4 protein-coding genes and 1 pseudogene are annotated in these 3,684 nt (G+C 59.0%); 2 read left to right on the top strand and 3 right to left on the bottom strand.

The genetic code is table 11. From position 1 onward, the window contains the following. Positions 1-292: 292 nt before the first annotated feature. Together XF30_RS00420 and XF30_RS00415 are read left to right on the top strand one after the other, a co-directional pair. A pseudogene (locus XF30_RS00420) lies at positions 293-670 on the top strand (IS110 family transposase); the annotation flags it as partial. A gap of 563 nt (positions 671-1,233) precedes the next feature. Continuing rightward, positions 1,234-1,641, top strand: a complete 408-nt coding sequence (locus tag XF30_RS00415) for a hypothetical protein (protein WP_146207644.1) — start codon at positions 1,234-1,236, stop codon at positions 1,639-1,641. Between the two features lie 110 nt (positions 1,642-1,751). On the opposite strand, the gene XF30_RS00410 is transcribed toward XF30_RS00415, so the two are convergent. The 3 genes from XF30_RS00410 to XF30_RS38830 all read right to left on the bottom strand — a co-directional run. After that, positions 1,752-2,036 carry a DUF3892 domain-containing protein gene (locus XF30_RS00410; RefSeq protein ID WP_109141614.1) on the bottom strand — a complete coding sequence of 95 codons (285 nt, stop codon included), beginning with the start codon at positions 2,034-2,036 and terminating at the stop codon, positions 1,752-1,754. 584 nt (positions 2,037-2,620) lie between these two features. After that, the gene (locus tag XF30_RS00405) at positions 2,621-2,905 is read right to left on the bottom strand and encodes a DUF3892 domain-containing protein (protein WP_109145499.1); all 285 of its coding nucleotides are present in this window, start codon (positions 2,903-2,905) and stop codon (positions 2,621-2,623) included. A 547-nt stretch (positions 2,906-3,452) separates the two neighbouring features. Then, positions 3,453-3,684 (bottom strand): ATP-binding protein (locus tag XF30_RS38830; RefSeq protein WP_244608844.1); only part of this gene is annotated, 232 nt, incomplete at its 5' end.

Below are 3,684 nucleotides of genomic sequence, written 5' to 3'. Positions count from 1 at the left end.
TTTCCTCAATCGCCGTGACCAACGGGGCGGCTGATGCCCCGTTCATCCCCATCGCTCCTCAAACGCGTTCCCCACGTTCGACGCAAACCGCGGAAAACTCCGCAACCCTCACTCGCGACCCCACCCTGGGAACGCAAATGTGGCATTCTTCACGCTGGCACATCGTGAATAAGACGGGCTAGACCCTATGTTTGCCCTCTGAGGTGACGGGCGGCCCGCCCCGCGGCAAGCTCCTATCGAGGGTTGCGCCGGATGGTCCGGCGCCGAACCTCAAGCATGGGGAGCGGGCCTGATGAACGATAGCATTTTCGTGGGGCTGGATGTGCACAAGACGACGATTTCGGTTGCAGTGGCCGAAGGAATGCGCGGCGGGGAAGTTCGTAACTTGGGGATCATTCCTAATCGCGCTGATCAAATCGCCAAGCTGGCGAAGAAGCTTGGCATGGGTGACCGGCAGGTAAATTTTTGCTACGAGGCCGGACCCTGCGGATATGGCCTGCATCGACAACTGACGGGACTGGGGCACAACTGCATCGTGGTGGCACCCTCGCTGATCCCGATGAAGGCTGGGGATCGGGTCAAGACGGACCGGCGCGATGCGGCGATGCTGGCCAAGCTGCACCGGAGCGGCGAGCTGACAGCGGTGTGGGTTCCGGATGCGGCGCATGAGGTAACAGACATCAAGTCTGACAGCGTTGCACGTATCGAAGTCAAGGTCGTTCGGCTTGGCAGGGGCGTAGAGTGACATGGGCGTCGTAAAGCTACAGTTCGCACCGCGCACCGCGCACTGCGGCCGTCGAGCCCGATACTCCCGATTTCCTCGCACACGCGCTCGCGAAGCTGAGGCAATGTGGGGGCGATGCAATCAACGTCTTGCGCTTGACGGATGAGCTGCCTGAAGTCGTGTTGCCGTTCCTAGCTTGAGCGGCTTCACGACGGCAGGACATTCCGGCTCGCGCCATTCGGGCCGTGATGAAGTGCTGCGGCGAGCCGATGCTTGAGCGAGCGCTTGGCCTTCAGCGCTTGCGGCAACTGAAACAGAGAGCGGCGTTAAGTCGTTCAGTCCTGTAATATCTGTCAGATTACACACGTTACAATTTAAGGCGTAATGATCATCAGTGCTCCCTTTTCGTCAATCCGCAGTATTCCCAGATTGAAGGATTGCTGGAATTCAAGGAATGCTCTCGTCCAGTCGACCGACACCCGGTCGAGTCCAAAAGGAGCACGACGAAAATGGAATTCCGCTTAGTCGTAAACAACGACGGGGCCCTGCATAACCGCGTTTGCGAGGCTGAAGAAACCAACATCCTTGCCCGCGAGGAACTCGCTATCGCTGTTATCGAAGCGTGGCGTGGAGGCAATGTCATCCCGCTCTCGCAATTGGGCCTTGAGGAGGGTGCGTACCGGGAAGCGTTGGATACCCTCTCGCTACACCCCGCTGCAGCTGACGGCGAAGCGTATTTCGGCGCGCTGAGGACCAACGGACGAGGGCAGGCATTGCTCCAAGGAGAATCGTATCTGCGCGCACTGGAGGTAGAATCCAAAGTCGTCGCTGAAATTCTCGACACCTTGAAGGGTGGTCGCGCAGCCATAGTGCCTGTGCCTCAGAGTGAACGCAGGGACCTTTCAAGCGCCGAGTAGCCGCTAACTTAATCGGCAGTGCGGGTGTGGCAGGGACAGCGTCTGATCGAACGCAACCGAACAGCGCCGAGTCTCGCCCGCACTGCCTGCGATCTGGCACTCATAATTCCTCACGGACACTCAGGGAGGGAGAGGAGGTTGTTCGGCTGAATTCCGTCCACTGTTGTCTTGATGTACTTGTGTCGACCGTCAGTGGCGACGATGACCTCGGCAGTGACGCCTGATTCTTCGACGTAGTACTCCCACTCGCCGCTTTCGAGGTCTCGGATAGTCTTCTTAACGGATAGCCTCCATCGCGTTCCGTCTAAATTTACCCCGCCGACATATTTGATTCTCTCATGCGCGTTTCGCCTGTCAGTCTTGTTTACGCAACAAATGCGCACGCGTTTTGGCATGCTGGGTGTCTCCCGTTTTCGGCAAGCTGTCGGACCAGATTAGAGCGTGCCTGACGACGTGGGGCCGACCAATTCAGGTAGTTGTGCCACGTGCTTTCCGGACGATACTTTCCGCCGTCAGCTTCAGTCGCTTGAGGCTGGCCATGTTGAAGTTGGCGGGGCGTGGTAGGGACAGCGCTCTAACTTCAACGCTCGGGGCGCCGAGTCACGTTGCCGCTAACTTCTACCATAGGTCCAAATGGACGATGATCATCAGCGTGACAAACCTTCGCCCCCAGAGCTGAGACGTTCGGAGCGGATACTACGCGCCGATCAGATCGCGCCTCGGGGCCTCACAAAGGTCAACGCAGCCGCCTACTGCGGCTGCTCCGAGGACGCGTTCGACACATGGGTTAAGAAGGGCTTGGTGCCGGGGGCTATCCCGGCACTCAGCGTTGGGATCGCAAGGCGATTGACTGGTATCTTGACCGAGCTTCCGGTCTGCCTACCGGGGAGACCGCATCGAGCGATCCGGATGTAGCCCTGGCAGAGTGGCTGGCTTCTAGACGTGCAGGCCGGTGAGCGCGATCTGGGGTCGATAACCATCACGGACACTCAGGGAGCGAGAGGAGATTGTTCGGCTGAATTCCGTCCGCTGTTGTCTTGATGTACTTGTGCCCTTCGTGTTTGGCCACGATCAAACCAGCCGTGAGCCCGTCTTCCTGCACATAGAATTCCCACGCGCCGCTTTCGATGTCTCTGATCGTCTGAACGACAGATTGCTTCCACTGACTTCCGTTCGAATATACCCCGCCGATGCTGCTGATTCTCTCGTGTGGATTCGTCCTGTCGGTCTTACTGATGCAACGAACGCGTGCGAGCCTGGCCACGGGGGTCCTCTTCTTCCGCATGCAAAAAGAGCAACCAGCTTAGCGTTCAGTGGCGGACCATGCTGCCGACCAATTCAGGTAGTTGTGCCAGGGCTTTTGCTGATGGAAGTATCCTACCGTCAGCCTTATTCCGTCGCTGAGGCTGGCAGTGGAGTTAGCGGCGCGTGGTAGGGACAGCGCTTCTTCTCTCGTCGAGCGCCGAATCACGTGGCCGCTAACTTCCAACCCCTGGGCCGAAGGATGCACACACTCGAGCCGCACATCACAGACCTACGGTCGCAAGCGCTTGAGGTGCTTGCAGCCAATCAGGCCCGGGCCGCCGATCAGTCTTTGAGCCTGGCAGATCGCCAAGTCGCGACATCTGATGCAGAGAAGGCTCAGGCAGTGTTAGGCATACTCGATAGCGTGAAGCTCACCCCCGGGCCGAAGGAGGCGGGGAAGATCTCGCTGCACGTATACGCGTGCTTCTAGAGGGGGAGGGGTGAGTGCGCCCGACTTTCTCGGGGCTAGTCGTCCGTTCTTTAATCGCGGGCACGGTGTCAACCTGTCAATCGGCGTTGGACTGGGACCTCCGATCGGCATCCAAAAGGCCCCCCTTTGATCGGCGCATTCTGCTGGTAGCGCTCGGCTCGTCGGAGCTGGCCGGGATAGCGGAGGCGAGCCGAGCGCGGGTGATGTGATCGTCGTCTCGGCTTTTGAATCGCCAACTGTCGTTACCGGTCTCGACGATGTCACAGTGGTGGGTCAATCGGTCGAGCAGCGCGGTGGTCATCTTGGCG

The organism is Bradyrhizobium sp. SUTN9-2 (assembly GCF_003122645.1).
Lineage (GTDB): Bacteria > Pseudomonadota > Alphaproteobacteria > Rhizobiales > Xanthobacteraceae > Bradyrhizobium > Bradyrhizobium yuanmingense.
This window is presented reverse-complemented; position numbering and strand designations above follow the sequence as displayed.

Excerpts from the sequence above, each read along its gene's own strand:
- XF30_RS00415 (WP_146207644.1), top strand. The coding sequence starts at position 1,234 with ATGGAATTCCGCTTAGTCGTAAACAACGACGGGGCCCTGCATAACCGC.
- XF30_RS00410 (WP_109141614.1), bottom strand. The coding sequence starts at position 2,036 with ATGCCAAAACGCGTGCGCATTTGTTGCGTAAACAAGACTGACAGGCGA.